General features: G+C 50.5%; 31 protein-coding genes. 29 read left to right on the top strand and 2 right to left on the bottom strand.

What is annotated here, in order from left to right; all coding sequences use genetic code 11:
- Positions 1–246 precede the first annotated feature (246 nt).
- Together HHI26_RS10270 and HHI26_RS10275 are read right to left on the bottom strand one after the other, a co-directional pair.
- Complete coding sequence (locus HHI26_RS10270; RefSeq protein WP_171149028.1) at positions 247–849, bottom strand: tetratricopeptide repeat protein; 603 nt, start codon at positions 847–849, stop codon at positions 247–249.
- Between the two features lie 10 nt (positions 850–859).
- Positions 860–1,576 (bottom strand): S24 family peptidase, encoded by a 717-nt coding sequence (locus HHI26_RS10275; RefSeq protein ID WP_171149029.1) that lies wholly within the window; start codon positions 1,574–1,576, stop codon positions 860–862.
- A 107-nt stretch (positions 1,577–1,683) separates the two neighbouring features.
- On the opposite strand from HHI26_RS10275, the gene HHI26_RS10280 reads away from it, so the two are divergent.
- From HHI26_RS10280 to HHI26_RS10420, 29 genes are all read left to right on the top strand, one after another.
- A complete protein-coding gene (locus HHI26_RS10280) occupies positions 1,684–1,878 on the top strand; it encodes a Cro/CI family transcriptional regulator (RefSeq protein WP_171149030.1) in 195 nt (64 codons plus the stop codon).
- A 113-nt stretch (positions 1,879–1,991) separates the two neighbouring features.
- Positions 1,992–2,285, top strand: coding sequence for a CII family transcriptional regulator (locus tag HHI26_RS10285; RefSeq protein WP_171149031.1), 294 nt, complete (start codon positions 1,992–1,994; stop codon positions 2,283–2,285).
- Positions 2,286–2,303: 18 nt separating this feature from the next.
- Complete coding sequence (locus HHI26_RS10290; RefSeq protein WP_171149032.1) at positions 2,304–2,999, top strand: phage antirepressor KilAC domain-containing protein; 696 nt, start codon at positions 2,304–2,306, stop codon at positions 2,997–2,999.
- On the top strand, positions 2,996–3,985 hold the full coding sequence (locus HHI26_RS10295; RefSeq protein WP_241008259.1) for a replication protein: 990 nt from the start codon (positions 2,996–2,998) through the stop codon (positions 3,983–3,985). Before HHI26_RS10290 ends, HHI26_RS10295 begins: the two co-directional genes overlap by 4 nt.
- Positions 3,982–4,677: a replication protein P gene (locus HHI26_RS10300; RefSeq protein WP_171149033.1), complete on the top strand. Its 696-nt coding sequence runs from the start codon at positions 3,982–3,984 to the stop codon at positions 4,675–4,677. The genes HHI26_RS10295 and HHI26_RS10300 overlap by 4 nt, the downstream gene beginning before the upstream one ends.
- Entirely contained in the window at positions 4,674–4,898 is a 225-nt protein-coding gene (locus tag HHI26_RS10305) for a hypothetical protein (RefSeq protein ID WP_171149034.1), read from the top strand. The genes HHI26_RS10300 and HHI26_RS10305 overlap by 4 nt, the downstream gene beginning before the upstream one ends.
- 1 nt (position 4,899) lies before the next feature.
- Positions 4,900–5,286, top strand: coding sequence for a hypothetical protein (locus HHI26_RS10310; protein ID WP_171149035.1), 387 nt, complete (start codon positions 4,900–4,902; stop codon positions 5,284–5,286).
- A complete protein-coding gene (locus tag HHI26_RS10315; RefSeq protein WP_171149036.1) occupies positions 5,286–5,597 on the top strand; it encodes a phage protein NinX family protein in 312 nt (103 codons plus the stop codon). Before HHI26_RS10310 ends, HHI26_RS10315 begins: the two co-directional genes overlap by 1 nt.
- Positions 5,598–5,618: 21 nt before the next feature.
- Positions 5,619–6,173: a hypothetical protein gene (locus tag HHI26_RS10320; protein ID WP_171149037.1), complete on the top strand. Its 555-nt coding sequence runs from the start codon at positions 5,619–5,621 to the stop codon at positions 6,171–6,173.
- Entirely contained in the window at positions 6,166–6,426 is a 261-nt protein-coding gene (locus HHI26_RS10325) for a hypothetical protein (RefSeq protein WP_171148948.1), read from the top strand. Before HHI26_RS10320 ends, HHI26_RS10325 begins: the two co-directional genes overlap by 8 nt.
- Positions 6,423–6,605 (top strand): hypothetical protein, encoded by a 183-nt coding sequence (locus HHI26_RS10330; RefSeq protein WP_171149038.1) that lies wholly within the window; start codon positions 6,423–6,425, stop codon positions 6,603–6,605. Before HHI26_RS10325 ends, HHI26_RS10330 begins: the two co-directional genes overlap by 4 nt.
- A 2-nt stretch (positions 6,606–6,607) precedes the next feature.
- Entirely contained in the window at positions 6,608–7,051 is a 444-nt protein-coding gene (locus HHI26_RS10335; RefSeq protein ID WP_171149039.1) for a YbcN family protein, read from the top strand.
- Complete coding sequence (locus HHI26_RS10340) at positions 7,051–7,638, top strand: MT-A70 family methyltransferase (protein ID WP_171149040.1); 588 nt, start codon at positions 7,051–7,053, stop codon at positions 7,636–7,638. Before HHI26_RS10335 ends, HHI26_RS10340 begins: the two co-directional genes overlap by 1 nt.
- Positions 7,635–7,901, top strand: a complete 267-nt coding sequence (locus HHI26_RS10345) for a helix-turn-helix domain-containing protein (protein ID WP_171149041.1) — start codon at positions 7,635–7,637, stop codon at positions 7,899–7,901. The genes HHI26_RS10340 and HHI26_RS10345 overlap by 4 nt, the downstream gene beginning before the upstream one ends.
- A complete protein-coding gene (locus HHI26_RS10350; RefSeq protein WP_171149042.1) occupies positions 7,898–8,074 on the top strand; it encodes a NinE family protein in 177 nt (58 codons plus the stop codon). The genes HHI26_RS10345 and HHI26_RS10350 overlap by 4 nt, the downstream gene beginning before the upstream one ends.
- Positions 8,071–8,241 (top strand): hypothetical protein, encoded by a 171-nt coding sequence (locus tag HHI26_RS10355; protein WP_171149043.1) that lies wholly within the window; start codon positions 8,071–8,073, stop codon positions 8,239–8,241. Before HHI26_RS10350 ends, HHI26_RS10355 begins: the two co-directional genes overlap by 4 nt.
- A complete protein-coding gene (locus HHI26_RS10360; protein WP_171149044.1) occupies positions 8,207–8,851 on the top strand; it encodes a recombination protein NinG in 645 nt (214 codons plus the stop codon). Before HHI26_RS10355 ends, HHI26_RS10360 begins: the two co-directional genes overlap by 35 nt.
- A gap of 35 nt (positions 8,852–8,886) precedes the next feature.
- Entirely contained in the window at positions 8,887–8,967 is an 81-nt protein-coding gene (locus HHI26_RS10365) for a hypothetical protein (RefSeq protein WP_241008271.1), read from the top strand.
- On the top strand, positions 8,964–9,731 hold the full coding sequence (locus tag HHI26_RS10370; protein WP_171149046.1) for an antitermination protein: 768 nt from the start codon (positions 8,964–8,966) through the stop codon (positions 9,729–9,731). Before HHI26_RS10365 ends, HHI26_RS10370 begins: the two co-directional genes overlap by 4 nt.
- 398 nt (positions 9,732–10,129) lie before the next feature.
- Positions 10,130–10,450 (top strand): phage holin family protein, encoded by a 321-nt coding sequence (locus HHI26_RS10375; RefSeq protein WP_171149147.1) that lies wholly within the window; start codon positions 10,130–10,132, stop codon positions 10,448–10,450.
- Entirely contained in the window at positions 10,443–11,075 is a 633-nt protein-coding gene (locus HHI26_RS10380) for a glycoside hydrolase family 19 protein (protein ID WP_171149048.1), read from the top strand. Before HHI26_RS10375 ends, HHI26_RS10380 begins: the two co-directional genes overlap by 8 nt.
- Positions 11,063–11,479, top strand: coding sequence for a DUF2570 domain-containing protein (locus tag HHI26_RS10385; RefSeq protein ID WP_171149049.1), 417 nt, complete (start codon positions 11,063–11,065; stop codon positions 11,477–11,479). Before HHI26_RS10380 ends, HHI26_RS10385 begins: the two co-directional genes overlap by 13 nt.
- A 316-nt stretch (positions 11,480–11,795) precedes the next feature.
- Positions 11,796–12,323, top strand: a complete 528-nt coding sequence (locus tag HHI26_RS10390; RefSeq protein ID WP_171149050.1) for a KilA-N domain-containing protein — start codon at positions 11,796–11,798, stop codon at positions 12,321–12,323.
- Positions 12,324–12,436: 113 nt separating this feature from the next.
- Positions 12,437–12,763: a head fiber protein gene (locus HHI26_RS10395; protein ID WP_171149051.1), complete on the top strand. Its 327-nt coding sequence runs from the start codon at positions 12,437–12,439 to the stop codon at positions 12,761–12,763.
- Entirely contained in the window at positions 12,763–13,044 is a 282-nt protein-coding gene (locus tag HHI26_RS10400; RefSeq protein ID WP_171149052.1) for a hypothetical protein, read from the top strand. The genes HHI26_RS10395 and HHI26_RS10400 overlap by 1 nt, the downstream gene beginning before the upstream one ends.
- A gap of 2 nt (positions 13,045–13,046) precedes the next feature.
- Positions 13,047–13,448, top strand: coding sequence for a terminase small subunit (locus tag HHI26_RS10405; protein ID WP_171149053.1), 402 nt, complete (start codon positions 13,047–13,049; stop codon positions 13,446–13,448).
- A complete protein-coding gene (locus tag HHI26_RS10410) occupies positions 13,441–14,811 on the top strand; it encodes a PBSX family phage terminase large subunit (RefSeq protein ID WP_171149054.1) in 1,371 nt (456 codons plus the stop codon). Before HHI26_RS10405 ends, HHI26_RS10410 begins: the two co-directional genes overlap by 8 nt.
- The gene (locus HHI26_RS10415) at positions 14,808–16,232 is read left to right on the top strand and encodes a DUF1073 domain-containing protein (protein WP_171149055.1); all 1,425 of its coding nucleotides are present in this window, start codon (positions 14,808–14,810) and stop codon (positions 16,230–16,232) included. The genes HHI26_RS10410 and HHI26_RS10415 overlap by 4 nt, the downstream gene beginning before the upstream one ends.
- On the top strand, positions 16,195–17,004 hold the full coding sequence (locus HHI26_RS10420; protein ID WP_241008260.1) for a phage minor head protein: 810 nt from the start codon (positions 16,195–16,197) through the stop codon (positions 17,002–17,004). The genes HHI26_RS10415 and HHI26_RS10420 overlap by 38 nt, the downstream gene beginning before the upstream one ends.
- Positions 17,005–17,038 lie beyond the last annotated feature (34 nt).

The following is a 17,038-nucleotide window of genomic DNA, read 5'->3' on the forward strand; positions in this document are numbered from 1 at the left end:
AACTGCACTTTGGTCTCCTCCTGTTAGAGAGGAGCAATCCCGAATTTTTAAAGAGCGTGACATCATGTCGTTGTTGCTGTGCTTCGTGCTGATGGGATAAACAATACTAGCGGTATTAATCAAAAGCAATACTATAGGTATTAAAAATAATGGAAAAAGTATTATGTTTGTGTTTTTAAAGGGGATTTATTTTTTTCAGGTATTAAAAATGAAAATTCAGGCCCAGAATTGGGCCGTAAGGGGGGGCTACTTCGATTTTTTTATGCAACGATCTATTCTTGATTGCCAGTCTCCGCTCCAGCCTTGGCTCAGGGCCTTTTCACAGAGCTTGATGGCCTTCTTGTAGTTTTTCTGCTTCTCAAAAATAATCGCAAGTTGCTTAAATCCAGGGTGTGATGGAAGGAATCCATCTTTGAAAAGATTCTTCTTGAAAGCAGATTTCACTTTAGTTGCAATTGAAATCTGGCTTTCGCATGCTTTTATAGCTCGGCCCAATGCCCCGGGGTCTAAGTCTCTCTGCTTGTACTCAAAGGCGATTATTGAGTGAAAAAGGAAATGCAAGTCTATGGCGTTTTGACCGCCGCTTGATGCAATTTCTAGGGCTTTATCGGCGATCTTCTTTTTTACTTCATATGGGCAATCGGTATGAATCAGGGAATTGAATATGCTTATCTGAGATGAAAGCTTTCCTTTAGAATCATATCTTTCTGTGTAGCCAGAATCTAGATTATCACCGCCCCCGAGGGGGTGATAACCCTGACTGATAGCAGCTCTATCGCTTGGGCTAAGAACGTAATCCCACCAATCCGTCAGACCCGCAAACCCAATCAATCCTCTTCCTTCATCCATAGCAACCTCCCTAAATTAGCCTCATCATTGTTTCGATAGCAACGCCTATAATTTTGCAATTACCATCAATTTGGAATCTGGTTTGATTGGGGTTTAATGGCTGAAGGTAACGCTGACCCATACCCTCATCAATCACAAGTTTTTTAAACGTAGCCTCGTTGGCATCCGTTAGCTTCGCGATAACAAGGCTGCCATTCTTTGCCTCTCTGCCTGTATCTACCAATACAAGCATGCCCTCGGGAATGCTCATGCCTACAGGGGATGTCATAGAGTCTCCTTTTACCCGCAACCAAAAGGCATTCCCCTCGACGTGAGCATCAGACTCATACCACTCACTTATCTCTTCCATCGTGTAAGGCTCTACCGCCTCCGCCCAAGCTCCGGCACTCACCCAGCTAATCACCGGATACTTATCTCCCTTCTTGTAATCCCTGACAAAGCTAACGTTGGCATCTGACGCTGAGGCGTAGCTAGATGCTTCCTTTGCCAAGGTCGGGCTGAACTCAGCAATCGAAACACCAAGCTTGTTAGCGAAAGCTGATGCTACTGAGACATTAAGGGCATTACGCCCATTCAGGTAATGCCCTACAGCACCCTGGGTGATATCCAAAAGGTCAGCAATCTGCTGCTGAGTGACATTCAGTGATTTCTTTTTTGACTCGTACAAAGCTTTTAGCTGCTGGGCGTCTGCGAGCTGTTCTGGCGTCAGTGACTTCTTCTTTTCCATCACCTGATTCTAATACCTGTGCTATTGAAAAATGAAATACCGCAAGTATTGATATTTTTAATACTTAGAGTATTATTGAACCATCAGCAAACAACCGGAGAAGACCGATGGAAAAGATTCCACTCGCTGATTACGTCAAACAAAACGGACAAGCTAAAGCGGCTGACGCGATAGGTGTTCACCAGACGGCAATTAGTAAAGCAGTGCGGGTAGGTCGAAAAATTTTCATTACCACACTAGCTAACGGAAAGATTGAAGCAGAAGAGCACCGACCTTTCCCTAGCACTAAAACAGCAGCATAAGCAACACCGCTCTTTAAAACTCTGAAGCCGCTCCCGTCTAACCGCAGGAGCACAACGTGGAACCCCACTGGTTTCACACGTAACTAACTAATCAACAAGGACAAGTATTAACGATGGAACATGCAAGCAACAGCAAGTTAATCAACCAGGTAGAAACGGAGTTGCGTTCACGCCTGACGGTTAAAGGGCAGCGAATTCTGGCTGATGAGGCTGGATGGCACGAATCGAAGGTAAGCCGCTTAAACCTGCGCGATATGGCAACGGTATTTGTGCTGCTGGAGAAGGTGTGGGAAACGAGCCTGATAAGAGAAGTGGCGCGGCAGGCTGTAGAAGCTGCTATGCCGAAAAAGCAAAAATCCCCGGCTGCGCGAACAACTGAGGATTCTCAAATGACGATGTACTTCTAACAATGTCTGGAGATAAGTATGCCAGGAATAATCACTACAGGCAAATGCCTGACAATGACCAGCCGCGAGATTGCAGAACTGACCGGGAAACAACACGCCCACGTAATGCGTGATATCGAAGTTATGCTGGATCAGCTCAATGAGTCAGCTGAGGGGTGTCTCCAGATTTGGGTGCACCCCCAAAACGGCCAGCAGTACCGTGAGTATGCTCTCGACCGCGAACACACCGAATGTCTGGTGACCGGGTACAACGCCATGCTGCGCATGAAGGTGATCAAGCGCCTTCATGAACTGGAAGGTAATCAGCCTCCTGCTTTGCCCCAAACGTTACCTGAAGCGCTCAGGCTTGCCGCTGACCTCGCTGAAGAGAAGCAGCAACTTGAGAGTCAGCTTGCTATCGCCGCACCAAAGGTTCAGTTCGTTGACAGCTACGTTAACGCAACCGGATCGCTCGGGTTCCGCGAGACCTGCAAACTGCTTCACATCAAAGAGAACACCTTCCGTCAGTTCCTGCTTAACCACGACATCATGTACACGCTGGCGGGTAAGTTAACCCCCTATGCACAGCATATTGATGCTGGTCGCTTCACGGTGAAAACCGGAGAGAACCAGGTGAACGGTCACGCATTCACACAGAACAAGTTCACGCCTAAAGGTATCCAGTGGATCGCCGGGCTGTGGGCGGCTCAACAGGTTCAGGAGCGGGCGGCATGAGTACAGCAAGAGTTTACGATCTCAATGCCGAAAGGCATCTCAGGAGCAACAGGATGGAGAACCAGAAAAATGGTTACATCCCGTTGTACCGGAGCGTCAAAAAGAAGCCTTGGGCTAAAGATGTTTTTCTTCGCACTCTATGGGAAAACATCCTTTTTGCCGCAGCCAGGAAGCCATACACGGCTAATTTCAAGGGCCACAGATGGCCGCTGGATACCGGGCAACTGGTGACAACCTCAGCGGATTTAGGGCTGGAACTGTGCGACAGAAATGGTGACCCAACAAGCCGCCATGCAGTTGAAAGGATGCTCAGTTTTTTCGAGAAAGAAGGGATGATTTCTGTTCATGCAGAGCGGCGAAAAGGCACGGTGATTACCGTGATAAATTACACCGAATATGCTGAAAAAATGAACGATACCCCCGCGCATAACTCCGCGCATATGGCCGAGCATAACAAAACCAGTGATAGCAAGGCTTCGGAGGTTGCCCCCGCGCATAACACCGAGCATAAAGCCGCGCATCATGAACAAGAATATAAAAACAATACTAATAAAAACCCTTCGTCCGAGAATTCTAACGAATCCTCTGACAAGCCCCGCAAACGTCTTCCAGTAATTCGAGCAGAAGCAGGCATTCAGAACGGCAACAAGTGGGGAACTGCTGACGACCTCAAAGCAGCCGAGTGGATGTTCGATGTCGTTAAGTCAATCGAACCCTCTGCAAGAAAGCCCGCTTTTGCAGGATGGGCAAACGACATCCGGCTGATGCGAGAGAAAGACGGACGCGACCACCGCGACATGTGCCTGCTGTTCAAGTGGGCCAGTCAGGATAGCTTCTGGTGCGGTAACGTGCTTTGCCCTGGAAAGCTACGCGAGAAGTGGTCACAGCTGGTTATCAAGCGCGACAAGGCCAAATCAGGCACCGCCACTGGCAAGCCTGTTTTAGACCTGAATAACACCGATTGGATAAATGGGGTCACGATATGAGAAACGTCGTCACAGCCATCCAGCAGCGCGATGGCAAATCTTTGCAGCAGATGTATGCCGGGGAGCAGAAGTCTCCGCAGGTGCCCGCACAGGTGGCTCAAATCATCAATGAACTGTTCAGGCAGTTGAACGGTGCGTTTCCGGCAATGATGGCAGGCAATAAATCTCAGGAAGAGCTTAACGAGTTGCGCCGACAGTGGGTGATGGCCTTTGCTGAAAACGGCATCACGACAATCGACCAGGTTAACGCCGGGATGAAGATCGCCCGCCAGCAGGAGACGCCGTTTCTCCCGTCACCCGGCCAGTTTGTTGCCTGGTGCCGTCAGGGTGAAGTGGTCAAGTTTGGCCTGCCTGACGCCGAAGAGTTGTTCGACCTGGTGAAGGATTACAGCGCACGCCGTGGATTGTTCACAACCCCGGAGGCCTTCCCCTGGACCAGCAACGCCGCTTACTGGATGGTGACCCGGATTTACTCCGAGATGATGTCTCAGAACCTGAACGCTGCTGAAGTGCGAAAGCGCTGTGCGAAGGAGTTGCGGGCAATGTCGCGCCGGATTGAGTCAGGAGAGCCGATCCCCGCGCCAGTGGTGCAGATTCCAAAGCTGCACATCCCAGTCACGAACGATGCTGGACTGGATAAAATCGCAGCGCTTCGAAGCAAGCTTGGCCTCCGCAAGCAGGTGAAATCATGACAACAGCACAGCAGCTAATACATCGCGACATGGAACAAAGCCACCGCCTGATGATGCGGTACTACAAGGCATCGTCATTGTCGTGGATTGAGAAGCGAGACAACAAGCCAGAGGCGTGCAAATACCGCCGTGACCGGGTGCTACACGCAATCATGCAGCGAGAAATGGAAAAGGTGCTCCGCATTATCGGGGCCGGCCAGCCAGCCAGAGGGGGTAAGTAACATGGCAATGAACAAAAAAGAGCAGGCGGCATTTGATGCGGCGATTGCAGAGGCAGAAGTAAACCGCGCACTCCGCTGGTCAGACTACGAAACCGAAAGGGACGTACCGAAACCGGGACCATCTGATGGGTATGTTAATGGCTGGAGTGTTAATTACCACAGTGAAAGAGTGTACCTGTCATGGTCAGGAAGCATAAGCCATGGCGATGGCCGTGTTGTAGGTGGTAAGCGTCCACCTTACGGCTCTCAGCGTGGCATTGAGCAGTACAGCACAAAAGAAAAAGCTCTGAAGGCGATGCGTCGGCAGATGGAGAGGGAGTTTGCTCAGAGACTGGCAAGCGTTGACCGCATGATTGCTGCTGCCGTAAACGAAGGGGAGGCATCCTGATGGACTACAGCAAACTGTCAGATTTCGAAATTAATAAGCGGGTACTGGCAATAAAGTCAGGAATCAAGCCGCTTGGTTACGCCCACAACACAGACGCCTGGCCGATTATCAACTATCAATGGTTCGATTTCTGCAACAACGCCGCAGACGCCTGGCCGATTATCATGGGTAACAGAATCACACTTATGCCTGCTTCGAAAGGTGATAAGTGGATGGCTCAAGCATTCGACCATGCCATTGCCGATGTAAGCACAAATCCGCTGCGTAGCGCGATGATCGTATTCCTGATGATGCAAGGAGATGAACAGTGAGAATTGCATTGCCGGGAAGATGTGGAGGTTGGTGGTTGTCTATCTCATGGCAGAAACGCACTGACTGGGGCTATCACCACTTCTACCATAACGGGCCTTTCCGCTCATTCTGGATTTGGCACTTATGCATTGAGTGGTGGTGGCGATGAAAGAAATCTACACAACAGAAATCATCATATCGGGGCTGCTGATTATCGCGGCCCTTATTTTTTGGCGCTGGGCGGGGAGGAAAGCGTGATGGATATTTCCATACCACAACCAACAATCAGTCAGGTTCCTAGTTCTTCAGATGACAACATAATTCCAGAAATAACCCATGAATTAGGGCGTTATTGGCAACAGCCTCGGCGTGAAAACATTCTGGTTGATGATACCCATGCAGTTATGAATCGGAGAGATTTCGACTCTCTCGCTGACTACTCTCGATCAATTCCTTCAGGTGTTTACCCAGGAAAGATGTGGAAAGCCATAATGCCGGATGGGAGAAAATTGCTTTGTTGGTTTTCCAGTGTTAGGGCAGGCCTATGCACCCGTGAGTATCGTGAAATTTTAATTCTGGAGGTGAAGAATGGATAGTCGAGCGCAGTTTGAGATGTGGTGCGCTACTTCTGGCTTTGATTTCGAACGTAGCAATGATGGCGACTATAACGACTTCGCAACTGATACAGCGTGGCAGGCATGGGAGGCATCACGCGCAACGATTGAGGTGACGCTGCCAGAGAGGGTTATGGTAGAGGATGATTACGACCGCGGGCATAACTACGGCATTGAATATTGCGAAGAGGCAATCATAGCCGCAGGCCTTAGCATAAAAGGGGAGTCATCATGACAGCAGAAATCATCCCATTCAAACCACGGCATCAGCCTGTAATCGAATCACGTGAGGCATTGCTCGTAGCTCTGACGATGATTCGCAGTGGCGGCCACAGTGAGCAGGCGATTGACCTGTTAATCAGCGCGGCAGCTGACAATCTCTATGACTACGTGGAGACCCTAGAGGGGAGGTAACCGTGCAGGACTTCTGTTTGCACAAAACAACCCTCGGCCAGTTCACTAAGCTTATCTTCGACCTCGTTTCCTCCGGCAAAAAATACCGCATCAAATTCTCAGAATGGCGTGACCAGCGCAGCATCCCTCAGAACTCCCTTCAGCACATGTGGTACGCAGAACTCAGCGCTTATCTCATCAAGCGCGGCAAGTCTTTTGCGTCTCCAGAGTGGGTAAAAGAGGCGATGAAAAACACATTCCTGGGATATGAAGCGCGTGAAATGGTGAATGTGAAGACAGGCGAACGAACCCAGGTACAAACGCTTCGGCATACAGCCGACCTCGATACAGGCGACATGCATCACTACCTCACTCAGGTGGAGCAATGGGCGCTGAATATCGGGTGCCGACTGACGGTGCCAAATGACAGCGAATATAACCAACTCAGACAAAAGCAGGTGGCGTGATGGAAAAATACACCCTGATTTATGCAGATCCACCATGGACGTACCGCGATAAAGCCAAAGATGGAGAGCGTGGCGCAGGACACAAATACCAGACCATGACAATCCCTGAAATCTGTCGTCTACCGGCATGGGATTTAGCGGCTGATAATTGCCTGCTGGCGATGTGGTGGGTGCCGACCCAACCAATGGAAGCGCTGAAGGTGATGGATGCCTGGGGTTTCCGCCTGATGACTATGAAGGGATTCACCTGGCACAAGACCAATAAGCACAAGGGCAACAGTGCAATCGGCATGGGTCACATGACGCGGGCCAACAGCGAGGACTGTCTTTTTGCTGTACGCGGAAAACTGCCTGAGCGTCTGGATGCATCAATATGCCAGCACGTTACCGCGCCGCGTATGGGGCACAGCGCTAAGCCGCCTGAGTTTCGCGATCTGCTGGTCAGGTTGTTGGGCGATGTGACGCGCTGCGAGCTGTTCAGTCGTGACAGCGTGCAGGGGTGGGATATGTGGGGCAACCAGTGCGATCGCGCATTCGACCTGTTCCCCGGCGTGGCAGAAAAAACCTCAGCGGAGAAAGTAGCATGAGCAAAATGCAGATAGCAATCATCGACCTTTTATCATCCGGTCAGTGGATGACGTCGAGCGAGATAGCAGAGCAGGCCGGACTACCCAGGCCATATACCCGAGTGACTCTGGCAACCATGACCAGGGACGGGTTAATTATCAAGAAAGACGATCCGGAAAGGCTCGGAAAGGTGCTCTACAAAAAGACTGATTTACCCTGCGGTTTTGGTGTCAGCCAGGCAATGGCGGCATTCGAAAAATGCCTTCAGGCGGTGCGAAAATGAGTAGACAGAAAGTCTCACCGACACAGAAAACCATCGACTCCCTGATATTTACCCCCACCGCCAGAACCCGCAGTAAGAGAAAACCGACACCCCATGCCAGCCAGGTGAAAACATTCGATTATGTATTCGGGATTTTGCAGGCCAAGTGGAATCGCATGAGGCGACCGAGATGAATCAACCAACGGATAGAGTGTGCTCCGACTGCGGCCTTGCACTGTCACCCGATGAAACCTGGGTGTGCGACGACTGCGACTCGCTCTACATGATGATTGGCTATGAAGTTATCGAAACAGTGAGGAGGGAAGATGGCGACAGTCATCAAAAAACCGAAACCCCGTAAGCCGAAAAAATGCCCCATCTGCTCCAATGAATACCTCCCCTGGTCATCCACACAAAAAACCTGCAATGAAATTCCATGCGCTATGGCCTTTGCTAAGAAGCAAACAGCAGAGAAAAGTGCACGAGAAATTCGCAAGCAGGAGAAGCTACAGCGCGATGATTTACGAGAAAGAAGGGAAAGGTTAAAGGGCATTGCAGAGTGGCAGAAAGAGGCTCAGGCGGCTTTTAATCGCTATATCAGATGGCGTGATTATTACAGGCCTTGCGTGAGTTGTGGCGGAGCGCTTCAGCACAGAGGGAATTACACTACCGGCAGCGCAGTAGATGCCAGTCACTATCGTTCACGCGGCGCGGCGTCCCATCTTAAATTCAATGTTTTTAACGTCCACTCAGCTTGTACCCGGTGCAATCGTCAGTTAAGCGGCAATGCTGTGGAATATCGGATCCGGCTTATCGAGCGAATCGGCATCGCCCTGGTAGAGCGCATTGAATCCGACAACACACCACGAAAATTCACCATCGACTACCTGAAGCGTGTGAAATCTATATTCACGCGGCGGGCCCGTCATTACGAAAAGCTGCGTAAGCGGCAAATGGAGTGTGCAGCATGACAAATTCCCTGCGCCGAAGATGGCAATTACTTCGAATGTTCCGCAGTAAATCATCGTTCATGTACGACTACCGAATTTTGCAGAACCCCAGCCACATACTCAGGAGAGCAGCATGAGCCTTGAATCAACCGTGAAGTACCACTTCCCGAAGTCAACGCAATACACAGACTCTCCACGTGCCACCGCATCAGATGCACTCACTGGCACTGACCAGATGGCAGCAATGGGCATGGTGCAGTCACTCGCACCGATGGGGTTTAGCGCTTTTATGGGAAGGGTAGGGGTAAGCGAGTACGACGCCCGACGCGCCGTAGCCCTGTTAACTGAACATGCATTGAAAACCTGCGATAAGGTTGCAGCCTTACGCAAACTCGACGCTGATATTAAACCAGCGGTTATGCAAATACTCGCAAGTTATGCGTACATGGATTATTGCCGGAGTGCGGCCAGTAAGAAGCCGTGCGAATGCTGCCAGGCGACAGGGTTCATTGATGCAGAAGTGGTGACGATGAAGTCGCTCTTCAGTAGGCCAAGCCGCCGAGAGGTCAGAGAGCAAGTGCGTGTACGGTGTGGCGCCTGCAAAGGGAAGGGCGTGGTGTCTGCGGCGTGCAGTGATTGCAATGGCCGGGGAAAGGCAGTTAACCGCAAACTAACCGAAGAGCAGGGTGTGCCGGTGATTGCTGATTGCAAGCGCTGCGGCAATAGGGGGTTCGAGCGAATCCCTTCAACTGAGGCTCACCGAGCAGTATGCGAAGTGACGGATATTTTATCCCTCGACACCTGGAAGAAGTCCGTTAAGCCGTTTTATGACAGCCTTATCGTAAAGCTGGAGATAGAGGAGTCATGGGCGAATAGCGCATTAAGAAAAGTAACTGCATAGTGCAATAAGAAATAGCTCATTAATTTATCGTGAGCTATTTACTTTTCCCGAAACTGCGGATATAGTCTTCTAACACTAGAAATCCGTGAAGATGTTACGGTGACTAGAAGAAAGCCCCGGTTAATCGCCGGGGCTTTTTTGCATCCAAACTCCAAAGGTCGCCATAGAGCGGCCTTTTGCATTTGCGCCCATCGAAACAACATCACATATACCTGACGCTCGATGCGGCGCACTTTAAACAAAAAAATCCGCACATTGGCGGATTATTCGGTGACTACCCCGGCACAAGGCGGAGCTTCTTCTATCGACAAGATGAAGTTTACCCGGACTTGTTCAGTATATCTTTTAGACAATTCCTATTTGGACAAGTCCCCTATGCGGGGGTGGAAATGAAACGTATGCCTTACAAAACCGATCCGGGCTTTATTGCCACGCTGATTGCGCTGGGCATGACCTTTCTCGGCGCGGTTGCTTCATATGCATATAAGGTGCTGAGTGGTGATTCCTTCAGTTGGCGCACTCTGTGCCTTCAATTAATTGTATCAATATTCGCCGGGTTCCTGATGATGCTGCTTGCCACGTACTGGAAGTGGCCGCAGGAAGTAACTGGTGCTATTTGCGGGATGGCTGGCTGGTCAGGCTCATCGCTCATTAAGGCGCTGGAAAAACGCTTTCTTCAGAAAGCCTCTGGCGATATCGGAGTATCAGGTAATGACTAAAGACCAGTTCAGACGCGCTGCGAATATTACTCAGTCTCTGGCTGATAAATGGTTCGATCCAGTTACGGACGCAATGAAGGAATTCGGCATCGACACACCGAAGCGTCAAGCTCACTTTATTGCACAGGACGGCACAGAGTCCGGTGGCTTCACTGGCATCAGTGAGAGCTTCAATTACTCAGTTGCAGGCCTGGCTATCTTCGGTGCCAGATTGACAGCGGCACAGCGCGAGCAGTTAGGACGTAAGCCTGGCGAACTTGCGTTATCACCTGAACGGCAGATGGCTATCGCCAACCTGGTCTACGGTGGCCGATACGGCAACAACCTGAGCGGTGATGGCTGGAAATATCGTGGGCGTGGACTGAAGCAGGTCACGTTCCGCGATAACTATGCAGCATGCGGAAAGGCACTTGGTATCGACCTGGTGAATCATCCTGAATTACTGCTGACCGATTCCAATGCGGCCCGTTCTGCCGGATGGTTCTGGAAAGCCAATAACTGCAATCAGTTCGCTGACGCAGGTGATGTAGTTGGGCTGACAAAGCGTATCAATGGCGGAACTAACGGGCTCGATGATCGCAAAGCCAGAACAAAGATTGCGGAGAGTGTTCTATGCCAAGCCTGAACGCACTGAAAATCCTCATTCCGGTTATCTTCACCGTTATTATCATCGGTTTTATTGCAAAGCTGGGTTATGACAATCAGAACCTGACCAACCGCAATGAGAAGTTGAGAGAGCTGACAACAGAGCTGCTCAGTAAGAATAACGACCTGTCCGCCACGATTAAGAATCTGGCTGACCGGGTAGGTGAACAAAACCAGATTGTCGCAGCGGAAACAAAACGCCGCGCCGCAGCAGAGATGAAACAGCAGGGGTTGCAGAATGAAGTCAAACAAGCGCTTCGTGACAGTAAGCCCAGCGTTGTCCTTGTGCCTGATGATGTTGTTGAGCGGCTGCGCCAGCAAGCAGATTCAGTACGCAACGGTGCCGACGCCTCACCTTCCAATACCAGCCAGCCTGCTAAGTGAATGCCCTATACCTGACATCCCCAAGGGCATGACATACGGCGACAGCGTGCTGCTTAACTTCCAATTGCTCGACTCACTCGACGAGTGCAACGGCAAGCTGAGAGCAATAAGCAAGATTGACGAAAACAGAGCCTGACTTCGGTCGGGCTTTTTTATACCCGCAGTAAAACCTCCGCGCACCGCAATGCGCTTCTCACCAAACCGAATCCTATCCCTTTGAAATGAGCCTTTGAGGAAGTCAGTCTAGTGCTGGCGAGCCTTCGGTTGGCTGATTTCCTGTGCGGCAAAGGTTCATCTCAAAGTAAGGTAAAACGCAATGACACATCCAACAGTGATCGTAAACGGCGTATCTGTCAGGGTGGACAGTGATGGTAGATACAGCCTCAATGACCTTCATGCTGCCGCAGTACTTAAAGGAGAGGCGACTGAGTCCCAGCGCCCCGGCAACTTCATTAAGAGCGCGCAGATTAAGCGGTTTGCAGCGGAATTGAGCGAAGCTACAAATGTAGCTTCGGTAAAGGCAGTCAAAGGCGGCCTGCAATCCGGTGTTTGGGGTCTGGAGTTGATTGCCATTCGCTATGCCGCCTGGCTAAGTCCAAAGTTCGAAATTCGTGTCTACAACACTTTCCGTGAAGCCGTGCTTAATGGCATTGGCAATATGACTCGCCTTAACCGACTCGACCTTTTGATCGCCAATGAGACTAAAGAGGTTAGCGCCTGCGCCCGCAAGATGAACCAATGGGGAGTGGGTGGGCGTAAGAGAATGCTTAACGGCACTCGCGAGAACCTGCTGGAACAAATGGACCCGGACATGGTTTCACTGATGGAAGGTAAGGCTGCTTAATGTGATTCAAGAACACATTTGAGAGCCACTTTCACAACGGCTTTCGGTGAGCATTACGAGGCCCATTTGCGAGTAGGCTAGATAATGACTTATCCACCAATGAGGATCACTACATGACAGAACGAGTAATTGGACAATCAGGAAAGGCGGTAGTGGTAGCCACTTTGGCGGATGTTAGTGGAGGTGGTGATATAACCTCAAGCCAAATCACTGATGCCACCACGGTGGGGAAATCAGTATTGACTGCGGCAGATGCCGCAGCTGCACGAGCGGCTATCGGTGCAGGAACTCCATACACATTGCCAGCAGCAACTACATCAGTAAATGGTGGCGTAAAGAAAATGGCAGCTCAGGCAGACTCAACGGCTACCGACGTTGCCGGCATACTGGCAGACTTTAACGCACTCCTAGCAAAAGCACGTACCGCTGGGTTGATGTAATGCAGAGCAATATCTCGTTGGATCAGAAATCCTTCGGGAGAGAAAAGTGGAGTGTGCTGAAAATGAGAAAAGTAATCGGTTGTTGGCTAGTTGATGTCTTTACCCAAAACATAGTTTGTAATGGAGGCGAAGGCATTAAGGGTTATCAGAGAGTCCCAGAGCCAGAGTTCAACAATGGGTTTCTCATTCTCAGAGATAAATCGGGAGTTCAACTAAAAGCACTGAACACATCGGGCATCGCGGGTTTTAACATCACTCCAATTTATGCAGACGAGAAATAACAATGGCAAGCCTGACTCAGAAACAAGAAACCTTCTGTCAGGCATACATCGAAACGGGTAATGCTTCTGAGGCATATCGGACGGCGTATGCTGCTGACAAGATGAAGCCTGAAACCATTAACCGGAAAGCCAAAGAACAGCTCGACAACGGCAAGATTGCGGCAAGGATTGCCGAATTGCAGGGTGAGATTAAGCAACGCCACAACGTAACTGTTGACTCTCTGATTAAAGAATTAGAAGAAGCTCGCCAGTCTGCATTAACAGCAGAGACGCCACAATCATCAGCAGCCGTGGCAGCCACAATGGGCAAAGCAAAGTTGACTGGTTTGGATAAAGTTATTGTCGAGCTGCACGGTGGAATTAAAGTCGAGCATAAATCTATCAAGGACATTTTCGATGGCTAATCCACATTTCAGGCCATTCGCCGAGAGCGCGCCATACAAAATAGCTTACGGCGGACGTGGAAGTGGTAAGTCATATTTCTTTGCAGAATTAGCAGTAGAAGTTTCACGACGCATTAACACGGTAATTTTATGCACACGCGAATTTCAGGGCTCTATCAGCGACTCAGTTCATAAATTACTGTGTGAGACTATCGACCGCCTAGGTTACTCCTCAGAATTCGAAATTCAGAAAAACACAATCATTCACCTGGCAACAGGGGCTAGCTTTGTATTTTCTGGCATAAAGAACAACGTCACAAAAATTAAATCCATACAGGGCGTTGGTATTTGCTGGGTAGAGGAGGCTGAGGCGGTAACCAAGGATTCATGGGATGTTCTCATCCCGTCCATTCGTGGCGATAAGCACTCAGAGATTTGGGTGAGCTTTAACCCCAAGAACATTCTCGATGACACGTATCAGAGATTTATCGTTAAACCACCTGCTGGCGCAGTTGTGCTAAAGGCGAACTACAACAACAACCCCTTTTTCCATGAGTCACCTTTACCCGCGCAAATGGCTGAGTGCAAAGAGCGTGATTACGACCTCTACCTGCATATCTGGGAGGGTGAGCCAGTTGCTGACAGTGACATGGCAATCATCAAGCCGTCGTGGATTGCTGCTGCTATCGATGCGCACCTGAGAATTGGCTTTGCAGCATCAGGGCGTAAGCGTGTTGGGTTCGACGTGGCAGACGAAGGAGAGGATAGCAACGCAACCACACTGGCCCATGGTTCAATCGTTCTGGATTGCCAGCAGTGGAATAAGGGTGATGTGATCACCTCCTCCGACCGCGTTAAGAACTACGCAGAGAGCATTAGTGCCGGAGAGATAGTTTACGACTCCATTGGTGTTGGCGCGGGCGTCAAAGCTCATCTGAAGCGCGTGTGCAAGATTCCATCAAGTGGCTTCAATGCCGGTGCCGCAGTATTCAAGCCAGACGCTAAATATGCCGACGGGAAGACCAATAAAGACATGTTCTCAAACATCAAGGCCCAAGCATGGTGGGGAGTGCGTGACAGGTTCTTCAATACGTGGCGCTGCATAAAGCACCTCGAATCCAATCCCGATGACAAAGAGTTCATCAAGCAGTTCTCCGACGACCAGTTAATCAGCCTCAGCTCTGACATCAAACAACTTGAATACCTCAAGGCTGAGTTGTCACGCCCATGGGTTGACTACGACAACAACGGTCGCGTGAAAGTAGAGAGCAAGAAAGACATGAAGAAGCGCGGCATACCGTCACCAAACATGGCTGACTCGCTAATCATGGCCTTCGCTCCTGCGCACAAGCCATTCCAAATCCCTGACGAGATACTTCAATGACCAGACGTAAACAGGCATCTCAAGCACCTCGACGGGAGCCAGCAAAGATTACCGAAGCGCACCTTCAGAGGGCATCCGTCGCAAATGACGCAGCACCGATGGCGCAGTTCGAGACATACCAGCCATTGCCCGGAGTCATCCCGCAAGGGAGAGAGAAAGCCACCTTCGCCATGGACGCCACCCCTTACGAGGTGATTAACGCCATGTATGCGGGAACAGAGTATTCAGGTTTTCGCGGATACCCAGCACTGGCGGCGATGTCTCAGCAGGTCGAATACTCGAACATGCACAACGTGTTCGCTGATGAAATGACGCGTAACTGGATTGAGGTTAAGAGCCGCAAGGAAGGAGATCACGACCCAGATATCAATCTGATGGAGCGGGCCCTAGAGAAGTACGATGTGAAGCGTTTGATGCACGAAGCTGTGCGCCAAGACTCCATGTTCGGGGTTGCTCACATCTACATCGACACAGGTGCTATCGGTGAAGAGCTAAGTAAGCCGCTCTTCCTCGACCCGAGAAAGATACCTGAGGGCTCGCTCAAGGGGCTGAGAGTGGTTGACCCGACGTGGGTTTATCCTGCGATGTACAACACTCGCTGGCCTCTACAGGAGGGTTTCTACAAGCCTCAAGCTTGGTTTGTAATGGGCGACACCGTTCACGAGTCCAGATTCATGGATATCGTCAGCCGACCGGTGCCAGACATTCTGAAGCCTTCGTACAACTTCGGGGGGCTATCGCTAACGCAGTTGATGGAGGATTACGTCACTGACTGGCGAGATGCCAAGAAGAACGTGATTAAGCTTCTGCGAACGCTGAGAATGCGTGGCCTTAAAACTGACATGGATGCTCGGCTTGCGGAACCAGGGGAGTTCGATAAACGCATCAGGCTCTTCACCCAGTACCAAGACAACTTCGGTATATGGGCATACGACAAAGAAGAAGAGCTTACTCACATGCAGACTTCGCTGAGTGAGCTGTCAAGCCTCCTGTCAAACTACCAAGACCAGCTATGTATGCCTGCTCGAATCACCAACCTTAAGCTTCTGGGTAACGCTCCTGCGGGCCTTAATGCTTCCGGTGACTCCGAGCTAGCAACGTGGCACGAAACAGTATCAGGCTATCAAGACGGTGAGATGCGCAAGCCTCTGGAGAACATCTTCAAGCTGATTCAGCTCTCTGAGTTCGGCGAGATTAACGATGACATCTACTTCGAGTTCCGCCCGCTGGATGAAATCAGTGAGAAAGAGCGCGCTGAGATAGCCGAGATTCGAGTTAGAACGGTTGCGACTGCATCTGACAGTCAATTGGTTAACTCCGAAGAAGCCCGTGCCGCACTGAAAGGCATCGATAACGCCGGTTTCGAAACGCTGGATGGTGACTATGAGCCGGAAGAAAACGAAGAGCCTGAAAGCTATTAACTACAACGCCGGAAACATCAAGTGGTATCAGCGGGAGTTGCTTGCTGAGATTCGCGAGATGAACGACGAGGTTAAGAGCGAGATTGTGCGGATACTTCGTGACAATCCACTTGCCGAAGCTCCTGAGGTGGCAATGGACGCCAACCCTGTACAAATCGTTAAGCAGGCTGTCGATGCACTGGCACGTAAGTGGGTGGATAGGTTCATTAACAAGGCCACCCCGCTATCCGATGACTTGGTTAAGAAAACAGAATCTGCGGTTGATCGCGGACTTCTGGCATCAGCCAGAGCCGATAACCTAACTATCAAGATGCAATGGACTCCGGCAATGACTGAAAAAGTCGATGCCATCATTGCTGAAAACGTGTCACTCATCCGATCAATCCCTGAGAAATACTTCACAGAGGTTGAAGGCACCGTTTATCGCGCCGTAGCACGAGGCGGTGACCGCAAGGCCCTTGCCGATGAGATAGAAGCAAGCTTCGGTAAGCGTCACGGCATTACGAGGCGCAGGGCTGAGTTTATTGCTCGCGACCAAACACGCAAAGCTACCAGCGCGCTCTCATCTGCAAGGCAGCAAGCAGCAGGAATAGTTGAGGGTGAGTGGGTGCATAGCGGCGGTGGACACGCACCGCGCAAGAGTCACGTGAAGGCTGGCAAAGAGCGCAGGCGCTTCAAGCTATCCGAGGGTTGCTTGATTGATGGAGAGTACATCATGCCGGGGCAGCTACCTAACTGCGGTTGCGTATGGAAGCCGGTATTGCCGTTCTGAATAAAACAAAACAACAGGTCGCTAAGGCGGCCTT

This window comes from Erwinia sp. JH02, assembly GCF_013074405.1.
In the GTDB taxonomy this organism is placed as follows: domain Bacteria; phylum Pseudomonadota; class Gammaproteobacteria; order Enterobacterales; family Enterobacteriaceae; genus Erwinia; species Erwinia rhapontici.